The organism is Psychromonas sp. SR45-3, assembly GCF_014163575.1.
GTDB lineage: Bacteria > Pseudomonadota > Gammaproteobacteria > Enterobacterales > Psychromonadaceae > Psychromonas > Psychromonas arctica.
In genome coordinates, this window is record NZ_JACJDP010000033.1 from 23,170 (window position 1) to 45,755 (window position 22,586).

Here is a 22,586-nt window from a genome sequence, read left to right on the forward strand (position 1 = left end):
TAAAGAGAGAGTCATGAATAATAAAAAACAACTTTTTGTTGTCGGTATGGGACCGGGTGATGCTGACTTAGTGGCTCCTAAAGCATTAAAAGCAGTACAACAAAGTACCGATTTAGTGGCTTATGGACTGTATTTAGATCTTTTAGGTGAGCCTTGTAATAACAAGGTACACCATGATTTACCATTGGGTGAAGAGATTGGTCGTGCGCGCCTTGCATTAGATCTAGCGGCAAGTGGTAAAACTACTTCACTTATTTCAAGTGGTGATATCGGCATTTATGCGATGGCAACATTAGTGTTTGAATTGTTGGATAGACAACTTCAAGGCCTTGAAGATCATCCTGAATGGTTAGAGGTTGAAATCGATGTTGTACCAGGCATTTCAGCAATGCAAGCAGGCGCAAGCCGTATTGGTGCAATGTTAGGTCATGACTTCTGTACAGTGAGTTTGTCAGATCTGTTAACGCCGTGGGAAACGATCAATAAACGTATTCATAGTGCTGGAGAAGGCGATTTTGTTATCTCTTTTTATAACCCTGTATCTAAGAAACGTGATTGGCAGCTTAATCACGCCCGCGACGTATTATTAAAGTACCGTCCAGCTTCAACACCGGTTTTATTAGGCCGTCAATTGACCCGTGAAGATGAAAGTATCCGTATTATCCGTTTAGATGAGTTAGATGCAAAAGACGTAGATATGTTTACGTTAGTGAGTGTCGGTAATAGTGAGTCTCGTCATATCGTCAACGGTGATAAAAACTGGGTGTACACACCTCGTGGCTATAAAAAGAAATTATAGCGTCGCACTTGAAGCGATTTCTGCGTTGAAAGTACTCACTTGGTAAACCAAGCTCCGTGCTTTCGCCTTGAACTAGCGTGAATTGCTTAGCCATAATTTATTTTGTGATAGTGAGTTAAAAGTAGCAATTAAAAGCTTAAAGTATTAATTAAGAAGGATTCTACATGAAAGTTTATTTTATTGGCGCAGGGCCGGGTGATCCTGAATTGATGACGATTAAAGGGGCGCGTTTGTTAAAGCAGTGTCCTGTTGTGTTGTATGCAGGGTCGTTGATTCCACGTCAAACATTACAAGATGTTGAAGACAGTGCAGAGTTGATTGTTGATACGGCTAAAATCAATCTTGATGAAATGGAAGCATATTTTGTTGAAGCTGCAAAAGCAGGTAAGGACGTTGCACGTTTACAGTGTGGTGATCCTGCTTTATACGGTGCTATTGCAGAGCAAATCCGTCGTTTAGAAAAACATGGTATTGACTATGAAGTGATTCCTGGTGTGAGTGCAACCGCTGCATCTGCTGCATATTTAGGCAAAGAGCTAACACTTTCAGGTGTGTCGCAAACGGTGATCATGACACGTTATGAAGGTAAAACACCTTTCCCTGAACGTGAGCGTTTACCGCAATTAGCACAAAGTGGCGCAACCTTAGCAATCCATTTAGGTATTACTAAGATCCGTAAAATTGTGGCTGAGTTAATTCCACATTACGGTGAAGATTGTCCTGTGGCGGTTTGTTACCGCAGTTCATGGCCTGACCAAGATAAAGTCACGGGCACATTAGCGGATATTGCAGAAAAAGTAGAAGCCAAAGGGTTTAAGTTAACGGCACTTATTTTGGTTGGTCACGTATTAGATACGACCAATTTTGAAGATTCGTACCTGTATAAAAAAGATAAACCTAATATTTTCCGTCGCCGTAAAAACACACTTTCCATTGAAGAATTAGAGGTCAAAAATGACAGTAGCAAATAAGAACGTTTCATTAAATAAAATTCCAACGACGGTTGTAACAGGTTTTCTTGGTAGCGGTAAAACAACGTTATTAGCAAACTTGCTTAAAAAAGCAAAAGGCAAACGTATTGCTGTGATCATGAATGAATTTGGTGAATTAGATATCGATTCAGAATTACTACGTAGCTGTCCCTTTGATGAAGAAAGTGGATGCGAAGGAGATGGCGCAGAACTAGTCGGTGGCGATGATGGAATCTATGAATTAGCCAACGGTTGTATCTGTTGTACGGTAGAAGAAGAGTTTTTACCTGTGATGAAAAAATTGGTTGAACGTCGTGACCAAATCGATCATATCCTAATTGAAACATCTGGTTTAGCGTTACCAAAACCATTAGTACAAGCCTTTAACTGGCCGGGTATTAAAGAATATTGCACGGTTGATGCTGTTATTACATTAGTTGATGGTCCTGCAATTGCAGCGGGTCGTTTTGCAGCTGATGAAGATAAAGTAAAACAACAACGTGCATTAGATGAAAGTTTAGATCATGACCCAAGTTTACAAGAACTATTAGACGATCAACTTAACTCTGCTGATTTAGTGGTCGTGAGTAAAAGTGATTTATTAACTGAAGAAGAGCAAGCACGCGTTAAAGCTGTCATAGAGAAACGTGTACCAAGTTCAGTTAAAACTGCCTATATCAATAATGGTGACGTACCACTTGAAGTGTTAATCGGTATTAATGCGGGCACTGAAAAAACCATTGATAAAGTTCATAACCATCATGACCATCATCATGCTCACGGTGCACATCACGACCACGCACATGACCATTTTGATTCAATGGTGATCAGCTTAGGGGCGGTTGATGCTGACAAACTAAAAGTAAGTGTTGAAAAACTATTAAACGAATTTAACTTATTCCGTATTAAAGGTTTTGCAGCTATTGAAAACAAACCTATGCGCCAAGTATTGCAAGCCGTTGGTAAACGTTTAGAAGTTCACTTCGACCGTTTATGGGAAGCGACTGAAACACCAAAAACTGAATTAGTGTTGATCGGTAAGGGCTTAGACGAAGCTGCAGTTATTGCTATCTTAAAAAGCGCAGAGGTTTAATAACAAATGCATCTATTAGCGGCACAACCAGGCGGATTTATTGAAGAAGAAGGCATTGTCGATTTAGCGCAATCGCCAGCGCCTTTGGTTGTGTTTAGCGCTGCCGACAGCCAATTAACCGCGCTTTCTGCCGGATTTAAAAAGGTGAATGCTGTATCTTCGAAAAACCTGTCTTCGAATAGCTTGGCTGAAACGCGTTTAGTTAATTGGACTAACTTACTAAAGCCTGCTGCTTTTGACCTTTATGAAGATAAAGTCCTAGAGCAAGCAGAAGTAGTGGTGGTGTCGCTATTAGGTGGTAAAGCTTATTGGCAATATGGTGTGGAAGGATTAATTCGCTGGTCAAAAGCAAAATCCAATCGCACACTTATTTTAGTGCCCGGTGATGATAATGTTGACCCTGAGTTAATTGAATTATCAAATGTATCCGAAAAAATTCAACATCAAGTATGGCGATACTTACGTGCTGGTGGGCTTGATAACAGTGCACAGCTTTTTGCTTATTTGAATCAGCTATATTTTGCGTCAAATATCGATGTTAATGACCCTCAGTTTTTGCCTGTTGCGCAGTTTTATAATGAGCAACAAATCAGTCGTAAATGGAAAGAAGAACAAAGTGTCGTCGCACTGATTTTTTATCGTAGTCATTTACAATCAGCTAATTGCGAGATGTTTGATCAGTTTATTGAGTTGATGTCATCGAATGGTTTAAACCCATTACCAATAGTGATTAGTTCGTTAAAAGATGAACAAGCCATGAGTGTGGTGAATCAGCTTTTAAGTGCGCATGATTGCCGTTTGATTTTAAACAGTACAGACTTTGCTGCGAATACAGTGAGCAGTCCCGGATTAAGCTCTCAACCGAATAGCTTTAAGCGTTTATTTGCCGTTGATATTCCTATTTTACAGCTAGTACTTTCTAGTAGTGCGTTAGAGGATTGGACGGATTACAAACAAGGTTTACGTAGTCGTGATATTGCTATGCAGGTGGTATTACCTGAAATGGATGGCAAAGTATTAACCCGTGCCATTAGCTTTAAAACCGAAGCTTTTTTTGATCAGAAAACACAAATTTCATTAGTGCAATATCAATTACATAGCGAGCGTGCTTTGTTTGTGATTGAGTTGGCTAAAAAGTATATTAAGCTTTCACTTACCGATAATAAAAACAAACGTATTGCGCTGATCTTAGCTAATTATCCAACCAAAGATGGCCGCATCGGTAACGGTGTAGGATTAGACACGCCAAACTCGACAGTGAATATCTTAAATGCCTTAAAGAACGCGGGGTATCCCATTGATAGCGTGCCTGAAAACGGCAATAAACTGATTGAAACCTTATTAGAATCAGTGACCAACAACCCCAATACGTTACATCATTTAGCCTGTTGGCAGAGCTTGTCGTTAAGTGATTACAAAAAAGCCTTTGCAGATTTACCGTTAGTGAGTCAGCAAGCCATTACCGAGCGTTGGGGTAAACCCGAAGATGATATTAAATGTCGTGATGGACGTTTGATGATCTCAGGGATCCGCTTAGGTGAAACCTTTGTCGGTATTCAACCTGCACGTGGCTTTAATATTGATTTACTCGCTAACTATCATGACCCTGATTTAGTACCGCCACACAACTATTTAGCCTTCTATTTTTGGCTACGTTTTACTTATCAAGTCAACGCGGTTATTCATGTGGGGAAACACGGTAATTTAGAATGGTTACCGGGTAAAGGGCTTGCGCTTTCTAATGAATGTTGGCCTGATGCAGTGTTAGGTCCAATGCCACATTTTTATCCTTTTATTGTTAACGATCCCGGCGAAGGAGCGCAAGCAAAAAGACGTACGCAAGCAGTGATTATTGACCATTTAATGCCACCGATGACGCGTGCTGAAACTTATGGTGAATTGGCTGAGCTAGAAGGTTTAGTCGATGAATATTATCAAGCACAAGGTTTAGATGTGCGCCGTGAAGTGTGGTTGCGTGAACAAATTTTAGAAAAAGTACAAAGCACTAATATCCTCGATGAATTAAATGAAGCGGCGCGTGAAGACGATAATCAAGTATTAGAAGAATTAGATACCTACCTTTGTGATATTAAAGAAGCGCAAATTCGTCATGGGTTACATATTCTTGGGCAACTGCCGGAACCACATAAAGTAGCGAATACCTTAATTGCTTTATTACGCTTACCACGTGGTGAAGGCGTTATAAACCAAGGTATTTTACACGCTTTAGTGAGTGATTTTGTCTTGCAAGTAGATGGTAAAGCATTCGATCCTTTAGAAGCGACTCGTGAACAATGGTTGGATGAAAAGCCTTCATTATTAATGAAGGTGAGTGAAACCCTATGGCGAACGCATGCAGATACGCGTGAACGTTTAGAGTTGTTGGCCTTAGAATGGGTTGAGCACTTTTTACTTAACGATAACGATCTTATTGAGCTGAATAATTATCCAGCAACACAAGCGTTATTAACCTATGCAAAATCAACCATTCAAGCGGCGTTAAATCAAAGTGTTAAAAATGAATTAAGCGCAATCATTGACGGGTTAGATGGAAAATTTATTGAAGCCGGGCCAAGCGGTGCACCAACGCGAGGTCGATTAGATACACTACCAACAGGACGCAATTTCTATTCTGTGGATAATCGCGCGATTCCCTCGAAAGCCGCTTGGATATTAGGTCAACAATCGGCGCAAGCGTTAATCCATCGTCATTTACAAGAACATGGTGATTATCCTAAACAGCTTGGTTTATCGGTGTGGGGCACTGCAACCATGCGCACTGGTGGTGATGATATTGCACAAGCTTTTGCATTGATGGGGGTAAAGCCTATTTGGGCGCAGGGCAGTAATCGTGTGGTGGATTTTGAGATTATTCCATTTCAATTATTAAATCGTCCAAGAGTTGATGTGACCTTAAGAGTTTCCGGTTTTTTCCGTGATGCTTTTGCTAATGTGATGGCATTGTTTGATGCGGCTGTGGTTGCCATTAGCGAACTCAATGAACCGGGCAACGGTAATTTAATCCAACAAAATATTAAACAACGTGAAGCACAGTTAATTGCCGATGGCATGGTAATTGGTGAAGCTAAACGTGAAGCAAGTTATCGTGTATTTGGTTCTAAACCGGGCGCTTATGGCGCAGGGTTACAAGGTTTAATCGATGAACGTTGTTGGGAAGAGAAAAGCGATTTAGCTGAAGCGTATTTAAACTGGGGCGGTTACGCCTACGGTAACAGCGATAAAGATGGCGTGCAGGCTAAAGATGCCTTTTTACATCAACTAAGTAACATTGAAGTCGTAGTACAAAATCAAGATAACCGTGAACATGATTTATTAGATTCCGATGACTATTACCAATTCCAAGGTGGCATGAGTAACGCAGCTCAGGTGTATTCAGGTAAAGCACCAACCATTTATCATAGTGACCATAGTAATCCAAGTAAGCCGGTGATTCGTACCTTAAAAGAAGAATTGAATCGTGTGATCCGTTCGCGTGTTTTAAATCCTAAATGGATTGAAGGGATGCGTGAACATGGTTACAAAGGGGCTTTTGAAATGGGCGCAACGGTTGATTACCTGTTTGCCTATGATGCGACCACAGATTTGATTGCCGATTATCAATATGAGCAAGTGACTGATACGCTGCTGTTTGATGACGTTAATCAGCAATTTTTAAAAGATAATAATCCACAAATTATGGAAGAGATGGCCGAGCGTTTAATGGAAGCGGCGCAACGTGGTTTATGGCAAGCGCCTGAGGAATATAAAGAAAAGCTACAAGATCTCCTATTACAGTGTGATGAGATGCAAGAAGCTAAGTAAAGTCAGTTAGATATAAAGTAAAACAGAAGAAGACCTTAATTAAAAAAAGTAGTCAATAATGAAAAGCCAGCATAGCTATAGCCAAGTTGAAAAAGAAGCCGTTTATCGTGTTATTAAAGAGCGCCGAGATATGCGCCATTTTAGCAGTGAACCGCTTGAAAAAGGATTATTAACACGTTTATTAACGGTTGCTAACCAAGCACCAAGTGTTGGCTTAATGCAACCGTGGCGATTTATTCGTATTACAGATAATGCATTAAAATCGTCGATAAAAACGTTAGTGGAAACTGAACGCAATATAACAGCAGAACTTTTGAATCAACGTAAGAGTGACTTCTTAAAGTTAAAAGTAGAAGGTATTTCAGTGTGTGCTGAATTGATTGTTGTTGCCTTGCCTGAAGGGCGTGAAAAACATCTGTTTGGCCGTCGTACTATGCCTGATATGGATTTAGCGTCAGTGGCCTGTGCGATTCAAAATATGTGGTTAGCCGCACGTGCTGAAGGGATTGGCCTTGGTTGGGTTTCTTTGTTTGACCCGATTCAATTGGCTAATTTATTAAATATGCCTGAAGACAGCCGACCGATTGCTATTTTATGTATTGGTCACGTTGAAAAATTTTATGAAAAGCCAATGTTGATTGAACAAAACTGGGCTCAAGCTGCAGAAGTTGATACTTTTTTGTTTGAGAATAGTTGGCCAGAAACTAAGTAGTCGTATTTTTTACACTACTTGTCACATTAGTTTATTGCATTAGTTATTACATTAGCTTCTACGTTAATTATAGCTATCTGAACCTAGAAAAATAACAATTGTCGATTGCTGTTTTAGCTGTCATTGATACCATGGCGAAATAAATGAGTTCAAAGCGAATCAATTCCGTTTACAGCGAATCAACTGCGCCAAATAAAGTGTAAATAAAAAACAATTAAAAGATATAAAGAGATTAAAAATGAATAATAAAGTAGTTAAGAAAGGCATTATGGTTTGTGGTCACGGTAGCCGTGATAAAGACGCTGAAATGGAATTCTCACTGGTTGCTGAAGGGTTAAAAAAACGTTTTCCTGACTTGCCTGTTGAATACGGATTCTTAGAGTATTCTGCGCCTAACATTCACATGGGGTTAAACAGTTTGATCAACCAAGGTGTAGAGCATATTTATGCGGTACCCGGTATGTTATTTGCTGCAACACATGCTAAAAATGATATTCCTTCAGTATTAACTACTTTTGAAGAAAAAAATGAAGGATTGCAAGTAAGTTACGGTAAAGAGTTAGGTTTACAAGAGCCAATGATCAACGCGTTTCAAGCACGTATTTATGAATCATTAGGCTTAGATGCTGATAATCCACCTGCTGAATTATACGATACGATGTTAGTCGTTGTTGGCCGTGGTACCTCTGATACACAAGCGAACGCTGAAGCGGCTAAATTAACACGTATTGTTAGTGAAAATATGGGCTTTGGTTGGGCTGATACGGTTTATTCCGGTGTGACTTATCCTTCAGTTGGAGTGGGTCTTGAAAAGCTGATTAAACTTGATTACAAGCGTATTGTGGTTGCCCCTTATTTCTTATTTACAGGTCGTTTAATCAAACGTATTTCTGGTTATGTCGATAAAATTGCAAAAGAAAACCCAAGCATTGAATTTATTAATACGCCTTACTTACGTGACCATGAAAAGGTAATCGATGCATTTGAAGTCCGTGTTCGTGACATCATGGATAATACGCAATCAAGTGAAGAAGATTTGATGGCGATATTCAAGCGTCGTTTAGCCGCTGGTGAAATCGATGTGCATCATCATCATGCTGAATATCAAGATCCAGCAACTGAGCAGGCGCATTCGCACAATCATGACCATTCTCACAGCCATGATCATGCACATTCTCATGGTAATGAACATTCTCATAATGAACATTCACATGATCATTCTCATAGCCATGACCATGCGCATGTAGAGCCTCATAGTCACGGTGTGTATAAACATATTGCTCATCCATTAGGGCCTAGAACCATGATCGGTGAAGGCATCTGTTGTTGTTTCATGAGCCAATTCCCACAAGCGCTATTGGACGAAGAGATGGAACGTATTAACAATGGTGTACAAGGTGAAGCATTGGCACATAGAAAATAGTTGTTATTGATAAAGTAACATCTCATTTTTATACTATCAAAGTAACTAATGGCAGGTGAGCATTAGTTACTTTTTATTTTTGATTACTATCAACGGGAATCAAATTTGATTAACACTGTCCTATTAAACCTTCTGATTAAAATAAGAGCTGACATTTGAATAACAAAACTACTTTTTATCTTGCCCGCCATGGGCAGACTGAATGGAATGTTGAACACCGAATTCAAGGGCAGCTCGATAGTTTCCTTACGTCAGAAGGGGAACAACAAGCTTCACAACTCGCAGCTCAGTGCAGCGAGTTAAATATCACTCAAGTGTTAACGTCTTCATTAGGGCGTGCCGTTCAAACTGCTAACATTTGTGCAGAACAATTAAATATAACCGTTAAGCCTGTACCTGGTTTTGAAGAGCGTCATTTTGGCATATGGCAAGGTAAGTTAGTGAGCGAAGTAAATGGTGATCTTAATTATAATGAAATAACCTCACAAATTACTGACTGTAAACCTGAGCAAGGTGAAAGTGCAAAAGAGCTATTAGCGCGTTTTACAAAAGCATTAACTAATCAGTTGCAAACGGCGAATAATGAAACCTTTTTAATTGTCAGTCACGGCGATATTTTACGATCTTTTATGGCGCAATTTAGTCAACCGTTATTATCGGAAGTATCTTTGTCTGAAGCATCATTATCTAAAGCATCATTATCTAAAGGATCATCAAAAAAAGCATTAAGTACCGGTTATGACTATAAAAATGCGCAATTAATTGCCATGACTTATGATCAAGAAACAGGAACGTTCGCAAAACTATGATACTGCTGTTTACCTTGATAACTGCGCTGGTGGTTGATCACTTCATTGGCGAGCCTAGGCGTTTCCATCCTTTAATTATATTTGGCAACTTCGCTAATAAATTAGAAAAAAAACTCAATAAAGGTAACCATCAACAACAATTTATTGCAGGTCTCGTTGCTTGGTGTTTATTAGTGCTGCCATTGCCATTGTTATATGTTTTACTGCTTTGGTTACTGCCTGGTTATCTTATTCTGTTAGTTAATATTTATATTGTTTACTGGGCAGTGGCATTAAATAGTTTGAATCTGCACGGCATGCAAATTTATAATCCATTAATCAATAACGACTTAGCCCAAGCACAGCATTATTGCTCTTATATCGTGAGCCGTGATACTAGCCAATTAGATGCTCAAGCAATCAGCCGAGCAACCACCGAATCTATGCTTGAAAATGGTCATGATGGTGTCACAGCGACACTTATCTATTTTGTTATTGGCGGAGCGCCGCTAGTGATCATACATCGCTTGAGTAACACCTTAGATGCAATGTGGGGTTATCGAACTGAGCAGTTTAACTATTTTGGTAAATTTAGTGCCAGAATGGATGACTTATTAGGTTTTGTGAGTGCAAAAATCACTGCGTTATTATTTACTATCATTGGCTTATTTAATGGTACTGGCAAGCAAGCGCTTGTTAATGCGTATTCACAAAGCCAATCTTATAAAAGCCATAATGGTGGTTGGGTAATGGCCTCTGGCGCAACGGTGCTAAATGTTTGTTTAGGTGGCAGTGCAGTTTATTTTGGTAAAACAGTTAACTCACCATTATTAGGTCAAGGTGAAGTTGTTCAAAGTAAGCATATTAAAGCTAGCCTAACCTTAGTAAAACAAGCGGTCGTTGTTTGGTTAGTAGTTGTTTTTGTTTATCAATGGTTTCTACTGTAATGGTTACTAATGAGCTACCAACTGTATAAACTGTCAACGAGTGGCTTTAGTTAGTCTTTTCAGTATTTAACTCTTTTTAGTATTAAGTTTAGTTATTTGTAGTAGTTATTTACTTTAGTTATTTACCTTAGTTATCCGCCTTAGCTATTTACCTTCGTTATTCACCTCAGTTATCCTAGCCACTTATTATGATTAGTACTTTTAACCAATCATTTTAGCTGTTTATGTTTGTTACAATTGGTGAGTCTATCTACTCATCTATCGCTATTTTTAAAAGGTCAATTCGTATCATGGCAACTCTACATGGCGGACAACTTAGTCGCGTCGCAAAGCAGTATCAAATCCCAGAGCAAGAGTGGTTAGATCTGTCTACGGGCATTGCTCCATTTAGTTACCCGATCCCCAAAATTCCAACTCATATATGGCAAAATTTACCCACTATTACCGATAGTTTAGTGAATGCGGCGAAAGCCTATTATCAAGCACCGTATTGCTGGCCGTTAGCCGGGAGTCAGCAGTTGATTGAAAAGCTACCAGAGCTGTGGAATTGCAAAGTGGCAGAACTCAATAATATTCCACTCAAAGAGAAACATGCCTATTTACCTAAAGTAGGTTATAAAGAGCACCAACAAGCTTGGTCTAAAGCAGGTTATCGATTACATTTTTATCAACAGTCATTACCCTGTGATATACAACAAAATAGTGTGGTAGTGGTGATCAATCCAAATAATCCACTAACCGATGCTTTTACTATTAATCAATTAAAACAATGCCAGGAACTATGTACCCAGCAGCAAGCTTTATTAATCATTGATGAAGCATTTGCAGATATTTTTGAGCCTGAATTTAGTTTTATTTACCACCTTACTGATTTAAATGATATAACCTATCAAGAACACCGCTTAGATCAAATTAGTGAAAATGTGATTGTATTACGCTCCGTTGGAAAATTTTTTGGGCTTGCCGGTTTACGCATTGGTTTTGTTTGTAGTAGCAAAGAGTGGTGTCAAACGGTACAAGAAAATATTGGACCTTGGTCAATTAATGGTCCTGCATTATTTATTACAGAGCAGGTTTTAAAAGATAAAACGTGGCAAGTCACTCAAAAAATGCGATTACAGCAACAAAGCAAAGTAATGCGATCTATACTCGAAACACATTTTGTAGGTGCTCGTATTGAAGCCAATGCATTGTTTATTACTGTTTTTCTGAATAAAGCCGCAGATGTCTATCATCAGCTTTGCGAACAAGGTATTTATGTCAGATTAACCGATGAAAATGATTCGTTACGTTTTGGTATTGCTAATGAAACCGAATTAAAAAAATTGCAGTTGGCATTAATAAAGGTCATTAGTTATTAGCCTTACTTTACATTCAGCATTTAATCTGTAAGTGTTGTAAGCTATTTGTTTTATTTTTTACCTGTAAATACAGGTTCAGTCTTAACGTTAAGGGGGGAAAGTGGCGTTTTTTGAAAACTTACTCGATAGATACGAAAAAAACGGCGCAATTTTAACGTTACAATTAGACGGGACTATTCTCGAGGTAAATCAGTGCTATTTAAAAATGGTCAATACAACCACTGATGATGCCGTTGGTAAAAATATTAAAGAGTTTGATCTGCATTTAGCTGAACAGGGTATTTCAACACTACATAATACAACCTATGGGCATTACCATTCTCGGTTGCTTACAATGAAGGCCGAAACCACTCCCGTTGAAGTCGTATTTTTCCGCCGCTATGATCAAACCGATGTGATCACTTTATTTATTAAAAATTTGTCTTATTTAGATGAAGCAAAGCATGCATTATCTTTTTTATCGAAAATGTATCGAGAATATAAAGAAGCGGTATTAGTGACAGATGCATCGGGTTATATTTTATGTGCTAATGATAGCTTTAGTGAAATTACGGGTTACTCGAGCCAAGAGGTGTTGGGTAAGACACCTTCAGTATTAAAATCCGGCAAACAGGACAAACATTTTTATCGCAAATTTTGGCAAGAACTAATAAGTACAGGTAATTGGCATGGTGAGATTTGGAATAAACGTAAAAATGGTGAAATATTCCCAGAGTGGTTAAATGTCTCATGTTTAAAAGACGACAATGACATTATTACGCATTATATTTGTCAATTTAACGATATCACTACATTAAAAAAATCAATAGAAGAAAAGAAATTTCATACTTATTATGATTCATTGACGTGTTTACCTAACCGCAGATTATTATTTGAAAAACTGGCCGAATTACAAAAATCTAACGCAGTTAAACCCGCTTATTTTGCTATTTTATGTTGTGATTTAGATCGTTTTAAAATGATTAACGACACATATGGTCATCATGTAGGGGATGAGCTATTAAAGTGTATTGCTAATCGCTTTGAAAGACGATTAAGAGATAATGATATACTGGCAAGAAGTGGTGATGATGAGTTTGTTGTTGTTATCGAAGGTGAAGAATCACTTAAAAATATAGATAAAATAACGGCTAAATTATTAACTATCTTTGATCGTCCTTTTCTCACTGGATATGGACAATTTAAAATGTCGATTAGTATTGGCATTAGTCAGTTCCCTGTCAATTCAACGGATTTACGTGAGCTTATCTCCTTTGCCGATGTAGCGATGCAAAAAGTGAAGCGGTTAGGTGGTAATCAATATGCGATTTTTGACTCATCAGAGAAACAGTTAGTTCGACAACAACACTTGTTAGAGCAAGATATAAAAGTAGCGCTGTCTAGACAAGAATTTGAAGTGTGGTATCAGCCTCAAATTAATTCCATTACCGACCAAGTTTACGGTGTCGAGTGTTTATTAAGATGGAAGCATTACGATCACGGCATTATTTCACCTGAGATCTTCATTCCGATACTTGAATCCAATGGCATGATCAAAGAGGTTGGTGACTTTGTCATTGAAACGGCTTGCATGCAGGTAAAAAAATGGCAAAGCAAACAAAAGTTTAACGGCATTGTCGCGATTAATGTTTCCTTACGACAATTAGACAACGAAAGCTTTGTGTCCAGCATTGAGAATATACTTAATAAGTACCAGATAGAAGGTAGCTCAATAGAACTTGAAGTCACGGAATCTTTGTTCTCTGAAAATAATAAATACTTGATCCCAACGTTAAATAAATTAAGAGCCTTAGGAATAAAGCTATCGATAGATGACTTTGGTACTGGATATTCTTCACTACAACGTTTGAAAACATTACCCGTTGATAATGTGAAAATAGATAAATGCTTTATCGATAATATTGTTGATTCAGAAAAAGACTTATCCATTATCAATGCCTTGATCTTATTATCAAAAACCTTCAAATTTGGATTGGTTGCAGAAGGTATTGAAAACAAGCAACAAGCAGATTGTTTGAATCGATTAGGTTGCTTCAATCATCAAGGTTTTTTATACAGTAAACCTCTCAGAATTAACGATTTTGAAATATTACTTGATAATCACAAGGTTAATCATTTACACCTCTAAGTTAAAAAGGCAGTATTAAATTCGTACTGTTTTATAGAATTTAAGTTCACTAGTCATCTTTAATACTTTAGTCTCTTTGCTAATTTCTTGGCAACCATCGTTTGCTAGAAGTTTTATGCAGAGAAAATCTCTAACCCTATCCCTCTAAACCTATAATTGAAGAGAAATTACCATGAAAAAAATTATTATTTTTGCATTGTTCTCATTTTTTGTTTTAGGCTACGCGCAAGCTTCAGAAGGTTTAATTTCAGTTGAGAGTAAGCATTCAGCAAAACAGACCGCAGATAAATTTGCATCAATCGTAGAAAAAAAAGGACTAACTCTTTTTGCTAGAATTGATCATCAAAAAAATGCTGCAGGGGTTGATTTAACAATAAGATCAACGGAAGTGATCATCTTTGGTAACCCGAAGGTTGGGACGCCAATTATGCAATGTTCACAACTAGCTGCCATTGACCTTCCTCAAAAAGTATTAATCTGGACCGATGCGGATAATAAAGTTTGGCTTACCTACAACGATCCAGAATATATGAAACAGCGGCATGACTTAAAAGGATGTGACAAAGTATTAATGAAGGTCTCCACGGTATTAAGTGGCTTAACGCAAGCAGCTGCAAAATAACTAACCATTTTTGATTGCTTATAACTGCTAACATAATCAATTGCTTAGCTCAGTGTTTGCGTTTTTTTTGGGGTAGTTAGCACTCCGTTTTAATGGAGTGTTGAAAAGCCATATAGATTGAAACCCTATAACCAGTGAATTTATTGTAGGGTTCATGCTTTCAGTAACATCATGGCTTATTAAAGTAACCTGTTATTTGTAAAGAGAGTGGTTATAAAAAATCTGTTTATATACCGATGACTTATAAACCGATTTCTGATGAAAAAACTTATAAAGCAATACTTACAAACTAATACTTACAAACCAATACCTACAAACAAGACCTATAAGATAATTCCTATAAACCTGTGCCTATAAGCATGACCTATAAAACAAGACTTAAAACTTAAGGATATTTATGAAACTCTCTTCTATTGCTTTGCTTTCAATCGCTGCTATTAGCTTTAATGCTCAAGCTGACTTACTGGATGATATTCAAGAAAAAGGAGTATTAACCATAGGTACAACTGGCGACTATAAACCTTTTACTTACTACGATAATACACAGTATTCAGGTTACGATATTGATGTTGCAAAACATTTTGCAGAGCAGTTGGGTGTTGAAGTACGTTTTGTACAAACAACGTGGAAAAATCTAGTCGGAGATCTTAAACAAGGTAAATATGATATCGCAATGGGTGGAATTACCCGTCGAATGTCACGTCAATTAGCAGCAGAACAATCCCAGGGCTATATGACCTTTGGTAAAGTATTTTTAGTTGCCAATGGCAAGCAAGAACAATATGACACATTAAAAGAAGTGAATGTACCGAGTGTTAAAGTAGGTGTGAATATTGGCGGAACTAATGAAAAATTTGCAGCGCAATTTCTGACTAAAGCCACCATTGTGAAATATGAAAACAACCTAGATGTACCCAAAGCAGTATCCGCTGGCACGGTTGATGTGATGGTAACTGAGACCCCAGAAGCCTTATTTTATCAAGCAACAGATAAAACCTTACAAGCAGTGAGAGAAGAAAACCCATTCACAAAAAGCCAGTTTGGTTACCTGATGCCAGTAGGAGAACAACGCCTATTAAACACCGTTAACTTCATAATGGATGAAATGAAATTAAAAGGCGTAGATAAAGCACTAATGAAGAAAAACTCATTATTATAATTAAAACCAAATAACGGCTTAGATTGAAGTGAAAATATTCTCTCATTAGCCTCTTTAACGCCTTCCTCTTTTATAAGAGAAAGGCGTGTCCCGGCAAGGGCGAAATAAATGTTAATAATGATCAAACTGCCACGACGAGCAAAGACAAGCTAAAACCCAAACGGCTTCTTCAAAACAAGCGCTTATCATCACTACGAAGAACAGATTAAACTGCCACAATAAAACATGACTCATTGTGGACGTACAATCCCACCGTCAAGTTTTCCCAAGCTAAATTGGCATTTTAGCAATTACAAACAGGACGTTTGCGATAATGTCAGAATGGCCATGGACGGCCATCCTGACATGATGCGTTTAAAATGGCGGTTTAGATTGGAGCAAAAAACGCCTCGGTGTCAGTCTCTTTGCCGCCTTTCTTTTCTGACAAAAGAAAGTAGGGTCGCCGACATGGCGAAACCAATGTTAATAGAAGCCAAGCAGCCTCAACGAGCGCAGACGAGTTGAAAACCCAAGCAAACTCACCAAAGCAAATGCTCTGCACTCCCACACAGAGCATACGGAACGAGAATAAACGGCTAACAGCGCATATACAATTCAGCAATAAAAAACATCAGCTCACCGTGGACGTACAACACCACCGTAAAGTTTTCCCAAATTATCAATGGCTTTTAGCAAAACCAAACAGGATGTTTGGGTTAGGCTCGTTTGGCACATGGATGTGCCGTAAGAGCCGGTGCGTTATAAAAGCCATTTATTAGTTGGAACAGAAAACGATCCGGTGTCAGTTTCTTTGCCTACTTTCTCTTCTGACAAAAGAAAGTAGGGTCGCCGACAAGGCGAAAACACTGTTAATAGAAGCCAAGCTGCCTCGACGAGCGCAGACGAGCTAAAACCAAAAGCAAACTCATACAAAAAATAATGCCCCAACTGCCACAATAAAAACATTAACTCATCGTGGACGTACAACACCACCGTAAAGTTTTCCCAAATCATCAATGGCTTTTAGTAAAGCCAAACAGGATGTTTGGATTAGGCTCGTTTGGCACATGGATGTGCCGTAAGAGCCGGTGCGTTATAAAAGCCATTTATTATTTGGAACAGAAAACGCCTCGGTGTCAGTCTCTTTGCCTACTTTCTCTTCTGATAAAAGAAAGTCGGATCGCCGACATGGCGAAAACACTGTTAATAGAAGCCAAGCTGCCTCAACGAGCGAAGACGAGCTAAAAACCAAACAAACTCACCAAAGCAAATTCACAGAATTCCCATGCAGTGCATGTGGAATAAGACTACAAAAAATAATGCTCAAACTGCCACAGTAAAACATGACTCAATGTGGCTACAACATGGCCACCGTAAAGTTTTCCCAAATCATCAATGGCTTTTAGTAAAGCCAAACAGGATGTTTGGATTAGGCTCGTTTGGCACATGGATGTGCCGTAAGAGCCGGTGCGTTATAAAAGCTATTTATTATTTGAAACAGAAAACGATCCGGTGTCAGTCTCTTTGCTTACTTTCTCTTCTGACCAAGAGAAAGTAAAGTCGCCGCAAGGGCGAAATACCAAAGCATACAATTAATCAAACTGCCACGATGAGCGCAGACGAGCTAAATACCAAACAACTTCTTCAAAATAAGCGCTTATCATCCCCACGCATAACAGATTAAACTGCCACAACAAAACGATCCGGTGTCAGTTTCTTTGCCTACTTTCTTTTCTGATAAAAGAAAGTAGGGTCGCCGACAAGGCGAAAACACTGTTAATAGAAGCCAAGCTGCCTCGACGAGCGCAGACGAGCTTAAACCACTAACAATTACTATGAATGATAATCAAACTACCTCAACGAGTGCAGTCGAGCCAAAGCTAAAAGAAAGCTCATTAACATAATACGTTAAAGAATTAGAGCAATTAGCGCTTACCGCTCATTAATATTCATATAGATTGTTTTGGGGCTGTTTGCTTCTGAATCATAGTACTAGCTGCAATAAGCGTCGCTGCACCAATCAATTGCACCTGTGTCATCGCGACACTTAAAAACAACCAGTTGATAAAGATAGCCGCTACAGGAAAAAACATTTCAGCAAGTGTCGCCCAATGAGCAGGGATCCGCTTTAAGCCTTGGTAATAAAAATACATACCAAAAACACCTGAAAGCAGCGCCAAAATAGCAATTTTCTGTAAAACACTTATTTCAATAGTAGTGACTAAAGTTGGTGTGATAAACGCAAAAGGCAACATACCTAAAAGTCCAAAACTAAAACGTCCAGCCATGAGATCGATGCTATTCAGACCTTTTGAACTTAACTTCTTACCAAATACCGTTGCACTTCCCCAACTGATCACCGCAAATAAAGCCAATCCGTAACCTAGTAGCGCTTTATTATTATGCTCCAAATCCCCTTCTCTAAAACTGGAAAGTAAAACTTGTAGATCTGGCCAAATAAGTAACAAACTACCTAATAGTGCTAAACCTAGCCAAATAAAAAATCTCGAGTTAATTTGTTCTTTTAATAATACGCAAGCTAAAGTGACCGCCACTAAAGGCTGTAGCTTTTGTAATAAGATAACCACAGTTGGATTGGCGAGATAAAAGGCTTCGGTGAAAGCTAAGGTACCTAGTGCAGATCCAAATATGCCAATAACGATAAATGGCACAATAGTCTGGCGGCTAAGGAAGTTGAACTTGCGACGTTGCACAATGAAAAATGTGATAATCACGGTAACAAGGATCAGATGTTCAAATAAAACAATCTGTTGTGCACTTGAACCGCCAAAAAGTAATGGGTAGCGGATAAGTGTATCAGCAGCCCAAAGTAGGCACGCAAAAAATATAAAAGTAATACCTGTCATGACATTTCCTAAAAATAAAAAGGATAGAAAGACAGAGCTTGGAACGAATCTAATTCAATGATGCTGAGCTTTTAGCAGTTATAAATAACTGTACCACCATAGTGATCTATTTTACTGATTGAATTCAACTATTAATAAGCCCACTTACCTGTTTCTTTAATGTATACTTCGCAAAAGAAGTAATTATAAAAAACTAACGTGGTTAATCGTCGAACTCATTAATTCACACCTTTAACTAAGGCATGTAGACAGTATAAAAATCACAACACTTTTTATTACAATGGCTAATAAAAATAGTAAAAGTTAAACATCACAGAATAAAACAGACAGACTAAAATTTGACGAAACTAAATTAATATCGCCACTTAACCGACAAAACTACTCATCTAAATAAAATGTTCAATTGCCCATAGAGGCTTTAAATACAATATCGAGTAGTAATGATACGCAAAGCTAAATGACTTTAAAAAGGTCATTAATATTATAAAACTTATTCTTATCTAAACAGGACTAAGTTTGGTTCGTCATAATTTAAAAAAGTTATTAAAAAATACTTCAACGATTTACAAAATTCGTAAAGTATTATTTATTATGACTTTTAATCTGTTTGTTATCGATCTTCTTCCATCCGGACTATAACCGTCGGCTTTGGCCTCTCACCAAATCTGCTTGACCCTAACTTAATAGTTAGGCGCTCGTGGGCTCTTTTACTCACAAATATTGTTTGTAAAAATACCACCGGTGGGGAATTTCACCCCGCCCTGAAGTCGAATTGGTTGAAACTATTTTATAAATAAATCAACCAAGCGTTATAGTAATAATGTTTTTTAAAAAAACAAGTAAAATGAAGTCTTTGATGCTTCTATTTAATTAGCGAAATGAATAAATCAAATGCACATTAATTACGTTCTTCATTCTGTTGCAATAACAGAGCCCACAGGCTGAAATAAATCACAGAATTTAAGCTCGGGAATAAAGATACTACAAAAAATAATGTTTAAACTGTCACAATAAAACATGACTCATTGTGGACGTACAACACCACCGTAAAGTTTTCCCAAATCATCAATGGCTTTTAGTAAAACCAAACAGGATGTTTGGATTAGGCTCGTTTGGCACATGGATGTGCCGTAAGAGCCGGTGCGTTATAAAAGCGATTTATTATTTGGAGTAGAAAACGCCTCGGTGTCAGTCTCTTTGCCGCCTTTCTCTTCTGATAAGAGAAAGACGTGTCGCCGACAGGGCGAAAACACTGTTAATAGAAGCCAAGCCGCCTCAACGAGCGCAGACGAGTTGAAAACCCAAGCAAACTCACCAAAGCAAATGCTCTGCACTCCCACACAGAGCATACGGAACGAGAATAAACGGCTAACAACGCATATATCATTCAGCAACAATAAAACATCAGTTCACAGTGGACGTACAGCTCCACCGTCGAGTTTTCCCAAATCACCAATTGCTTTTAGCAAAGCCAAACAGGATATTTGGATTAGGCTCGTTTGGCACATGGATGTGCCGTAAGAGCCGGTGCGTTATAAAAGCACTTTATTATTTGGAACAGAAAACGATCCGGTGTCAGTTTCTTTGCCTACTTTCTTTACTGACAAAAGAAAGTAGGGGCGCCGACAAGGCGAAAACACTGTTAATAGAAGCCAAGCTGCCTCGACGAGCGTAGACGAGCTAAATAACCAAATAACCTCACCCTACACAACTAAGCCACAATAAAACATTAACTCATTGTGGATGTACAATCCCACCGTCAAGTTTTCCCAAGCTAAATTGGCATTTTAGCAATCGCAAACAGGACGTTTGCGATAATGTCAGAATGGCCATGGACGGCCATCCTGACATGATGCGTTTAAAATGCCGGTTTAGATTGGAACAGAAAACAATCCGGTGTCAGTCTCTTTGCTTACTTTCTCTTCTGACCAAGAGAAAGTAAAGTTGCCGCAAGGGCGAAATACCAAAGTATACAATTAATCATACTGCCACGATGAGCGTAGACGAACTTAACTCAACTCAAATGATCAAAATGCTACGACGAGCGAAGACCAGCTAAAAAACAAATAACCTCACCCTACACAACTAAGCCACAATAAAACATTAACTCATTGTGGACGTACAATCCCACCGTCAAGTTTTCCCAAGCTAAATTGGCATTTTAGCAATCGCAAACAGGACGTTTGCGATAATGTCAGAATGGCCATGGACGGCCATCCTGACATGATGCGTTTAAAATGCCGCTTTAGATTGGAGCAGAAAACGCCTCGGTGTCAGTCTCTTTGCCGCCTTTCTCTTCTGATAAGAGAAAGGCGTGTCGCCGACAGGGCGAAAACACTGTTAATAGAAGCCTATCTACCTCAACGAGCGCAGACGAGCTAAAGCCCCAAGCAAACTGGCCGACTAGAGCTAAGCCATAATAAAGCATGACTCAATGTGGCTACAACATGGCCACCGTAAAGTTTTCCCAAATCATCAATGGCTTTTAGCAAAACCAAACAGGATGTTTGGATTAGGCTCGTTTGGCACATGGATGTGCCGTAAGAGCCGGTGCGTAATAAAAGCTATTTATTATTTGGAACAGAAAACGATCCGGTGTCAGTCTCTTTGCTTACTTTCTCTTCTGACCAAGAGAAAGTAAAGTCGCCGCAAGGGCGAAATACCAAAGCATACAATTAATCACACTGACCAGGTGAGCGCAGACGAGTTAAAAATCAAGCAAACTGACCAAAGAAAATGTTCTGCACTCCTCCGCAGAGCGCGCGAAACGAGAATAAACGGCTAACAGCGCATATACAATTCAGCAATAAAAAACATCAGCTCACCGTGGACGTACAACACCACCGTCAAGTTTTCCCAAGCTAAATTGGCATTTTAGCAATCGCAAACAGGACGTTTGCGATAATGTCAGAATGGCCATGGGCGGCCATCCTGACATGATGCGTTTAAAATGCCGGTTTAGATTGGAACAGAAAACGATCCGGTGTCAGTCTCTTTGATTTTTTGGGTACTGGTTTCTCTTCTGACCAAGAGAAAGTAAAGTCGCCGTAAGGGCGAAATACCAAAGCATACAATTAATCACACTGACCAGGTGAGCGCAGACGAACACCTAACTCAAATGATCAAAGAAGCTCAACGAGCGTAGACGAGCTAAATACCAAACAACCTCACCAAAACAAGCACTGTCGCCGCAAGGGCGAAATAAATGCTAATAATAATCAAACTGCCACGACGAGCGCAGACGAGCTAAATACCAAACAACCTCACCAAACAAGCGCTGTCGCCGCAAGGGCGAAATAAATGCTAATAATAATTAAACTGCCATGACGAGCGTAGACGAGCTAAATACCAAACAACCTCAAATCACCCCCATCTAAAGCAAACTCATTAATACAACAGATATAAAAAAGGCCTTACTCCAGTAAACTGAAATAAAGCCTTAATGTATTCAAACTTCAAACTTTTTCACTTGATATCTGTTTTTGCTAATTAAACTCGTTAAGCTTTATCTGCAAAAATATAAACAATAAAATGAGTTAAAAAAACTTGATAATAGAAGTAAATAAAGTATGGATACTTGCATCAATCCATCTGCTTCGGTATCCTGCGCATAAATATATTTATCAGACTAATAATTTAGTTAAACGTTATCTCGAAATATAAAGAAAATGTTAATAAATATAGCTGGTTACGAAAAAGAACAAGTTAAAGTCAAATAACTAAGGTAAGCACTGAGCCAGTGTTTTAGGTATTAATTTTGACTATTTATTACATAATGTATTGATATTGGTATTTTAGTTAAATCCCAATACATTATGTATTAATTTACAATTGCTTGCGGTAAATAAAACAGAAACTGCACGATAAAAAATAGTAAAAGATAAAACAATACCCAATAAACAATAAACAATAAAC

At 38.5% G+C, this 22,586-nt stretch carries 14 protein-coding genes and 1 riboswitch; of the genes, 13 read left to right on the top strand and 1 reads right to left on the bottom strand.

Annotated features, from left to right (window positions below; all coding sequences use genetic code 11):
- The first annotated feature begins 13 nt into the window (after positions 1-13).
- The 13 genes from cobJ to H5084_RS15090 all read left to right on the top strand — a co-directional run bounded on the left by cobJ (position 14) and on the right by H5084_RS15090 (position 17,144).
- Positions 14-799 carry a precorrin-3B C(17)-methyltransferase gene (cobJ, locus tag H5084_RS15030; protein ID WP_028870315.1) on the top strand — a complete coding sequence of 262 codons (786 nt, stop codon included), beginning with the start codon at positions 14-16 and terminating at the stop codon, positions 797-799.
- 164 nt (positions 800-963) lie between these two features.
- Positions 964-1,770, top strand: a complete 807-nt coding sequence (gene cobM / locus H5084_RS15035) for a precorrin-4 C(11)-methyltransferase (RefSeq protein WP_160063412.1) — start codon at positions 964-966, stop codon at positions 1,768-1,770.
- The gene (gene cobW / locus H5084_RS15040) at positions 1,754-2,863 is read left to right on the top strand and encodes a cobalamin biosynthesis protein CobW (protein ID WP_182691207.1); all 1,110 of its coding nucleotides are present in this window, start codon (positions 1,754-1,756) and stop codon (positions 2,861-2,863) included. The genes cobM and cobW overlap by 17 nt, the downstream gene beginning before the upstream one ends.
- A gap of 6 nt (positions 2,864-2,869) precedes the next feature.
- Positions 2,870-6,685, top strand: a complete 3,816-nt coding sequence (gene cobN / locus H5084_RS15045; protein WP_182691209.1) for a cobaltochelatase subunit CobN — start codon at positions 2,870-2,872, stop codon at positions 6,683-6,685.
- A gap of 58 nt (positions 6,686-6,743) precedes the next feature.
- Positions 6,744-7,397: a 5,6-dimethylbenzimidazole synthase gene (gene bluB, locus H5084_RS15050; protein ID WP_182691211.1), complete on the top strand. Its 654-nt coding sequence runs from the start codon at positions 6,744-6,746 to the stop codon at positions 7,395-7,397.
- Between the two features lie 238 nt (positions 7,398-7,635).
- Positions 7,636-8,820 carry a sirohydrochlorin chelatase gene (locus H5084_RS15055; RefSeq protein WP_182691212.1) on the top strand — a complete coding sequence of 395 codons (1,185 nt, stop codon included), beginning with the start codon at positions 7,636-7,638 and terminating at the stop codon, positions 8,818-8,820.
- Positions 8,821-8,975: 155 nt separating this feature from the next.
- Positions 8,976-9,629 (top strand): histidine phosphatase family protein, encoded by a 654-nt coding sequence (locus tag H5084_RS15060; protein ID WP_182691214.1) that lies wholly within the window; start codon positions 8,976-8,978, stop codon positions 9,627-9,629.
- Positions 9,626-10,555 carry an adenosylcobinamide-phosphate synthase CbiB gene (gene cbiB, locus H5084_RS15065; RefSeq protein WP_182691216.1) on the top strand — a complete coding sequence of 310 codons (930 nt, stop codon included), beginning with the start codon at positions 9,626-9,628 and terminating at the stop codon, positions 10,553-10,555. The genes H5084_RS15060 and cbiB overlap by 4 nt, the downstream gene beginning before the upstream one ends.
- Positions 10,556-10,845: 290 nt before the next feature.
- The gene (locus tag H5084_RS15070) at positions 10,846-11,916 is read left to right on the top strand and encodes a threonine-phosphate decarboxylase (RefSeq protein ID WP_182691218.1); all 1,071 of its coding nucleotides are present in this window, start codon (positions 10,846-10,848) and stop codon (positions 11,914-11,916) included.
- Positions 11,917-12,016: 100 nt separating this feature from the next.
- Entirely contained in the window at positions 12,017-14,044 is a 2,028-nt protein-coding gene (locus H5084_RS15075; RefSeq protein ID WP_182691220.1) for a GGDEF domain-containing phosphodiesterase, read from the top strand.
- A 172-nt stretch (positions 14,045-14,216) separates the two neighbouring features.
- Positions 14,217-14,666: a DUF302 domain-containing protein gene (locus tag H5084_RS15080; RefSeq protein ID WP_182691222.1), complete on the top strand. Its 450-nt coding sequence runs from the start codon at positions 14,217-14,219 to the stop codon at positions 14,664-14,666.
- Positions 14,667-15,063: 397 nt separating this feature from the next.
- Complete coding sequence (locus tag H5084_RS15085) at positions 15,064-15,825, top strand: transporter substrate-binding domain-containing protein (RefSeq protein WP_182691223.1); 762 nt, start codon at positions 15,064-15,066, stop codon at positions 15,823-15,825.
- 1,067 nt (positions 15,826-16,892) lie between these two features.
- Positions 16,893-17,144, top strand: coding sequence for a hypothetical protein (locus H5084_RS15090; RefSeq protein ID WP_182691225.1), 252 nt, complete (start codon positions 16,893-16,895; stop codon positions 17,142-17,144).
- A 609-nt stretch (positions 17,145-17,753) separates the two neighbouring features.
- Here H5084_RS15090 and H5084_RS15095 read toward each other — a convergent pair.
- On the bottom strand, positions 17,754-18,671 hold the full coding sequence (locus tag H5084_RS15095; RefSeq protein ID WP_182691227.1) for a DMT family transporter: 918 nt from the start codon (positions 18,669-18,671) through the stop codon (positions 17,754-17,756).
- A gap of 611 nt (positions 18,672-19,282) precedes the next feature.
- Positions 19,283-19,444, bottom strand: a riboswitch (FMN riboswitch).
- Positions 19,445-22,586 lie beyond the last annotated feature (3,142 nt).

What these genes read in the sequence shown, in the direction of transcription:
- cobJ (WP_028870315.1), top strand. Translation starts at nt 14, where the DNA reads ATGAATAATAAAAAACAACTTTTTGTTGTCGGTATGGGACCGGGTGAT.
- cobM (WP_160063412.1), top strand. Translation starts at nt 964, where the DNA reads ATGAAAGTTTATTTTATTGGCGCAGGGCCGGGTGATCCTGAATTGATG.
- cobW (WP_182691207.1), top strand. Translation starts at nt 1,754, where the DNA reads ATGACAGTAGCAAATAAGAACGTTTCATTAAATAAAATTCCAACGACG.
- cobN (WP_182691209.1), top strand. Translation starts at nt 2,870, where the DNA reads ATGCATCTATTAGCGGCACAACCAGGCGGATTTATTGAAGAAGAAGGC.
- bluB (WP_182691211.1), top strand. Translation starts at nt 6,744, where the DNA reads ATGAAAAGCCAGCATAGCTATAGCCAAGTTGAAAAAGAAGCCGTTTAT.
- H5084_RS15055 (WP_182691212.1), top strand. Translation starts at nt 7,636, where the DNA reads ATGAATAATAAAGTAGTTAAGAAAGGCATTATGGTTTGTGGTCACGGT.
- cbiB (WP_182691216.1), top strand. Translation starts at nt 9,626, where the DNA reads ATGATACTGCTGTTTACCTTGATAACTGCGCTGGTGGTTGATCACTTC.
- H5084_RS15070 (WP_182691218.1), top strand. Translation starts at nt 10,846, where the DNA reads ATGGCAACTCTACATGGCGGACAACTTAGTCGCGTCGCAAAGCAGTAT.
- H5084_RS15080 (WP_182691222.1), top strand. Translation starts at nt 14,217, where the DNA reads ATGAAAAAAATTATTATTTTTGCATTGTTCTCATTTTTTGTTTTAGGC.
- H5084_RS15085 (WP_182691223.1), top strand. Translation starts at nt 15,064, where the DNA reads ATGAAACTCTCTTCTATTGCTTTGCTTTCAATCGCTGCTATTAGCTTT.
- H5084_RS15095 (WP_182691227.1), bottom strand. Translation starts at nt 18,671, where the DNA reads ATGACAGGTATTACTTTTATATTTTTTGCGTGCCTACTTTGGGCTGCT.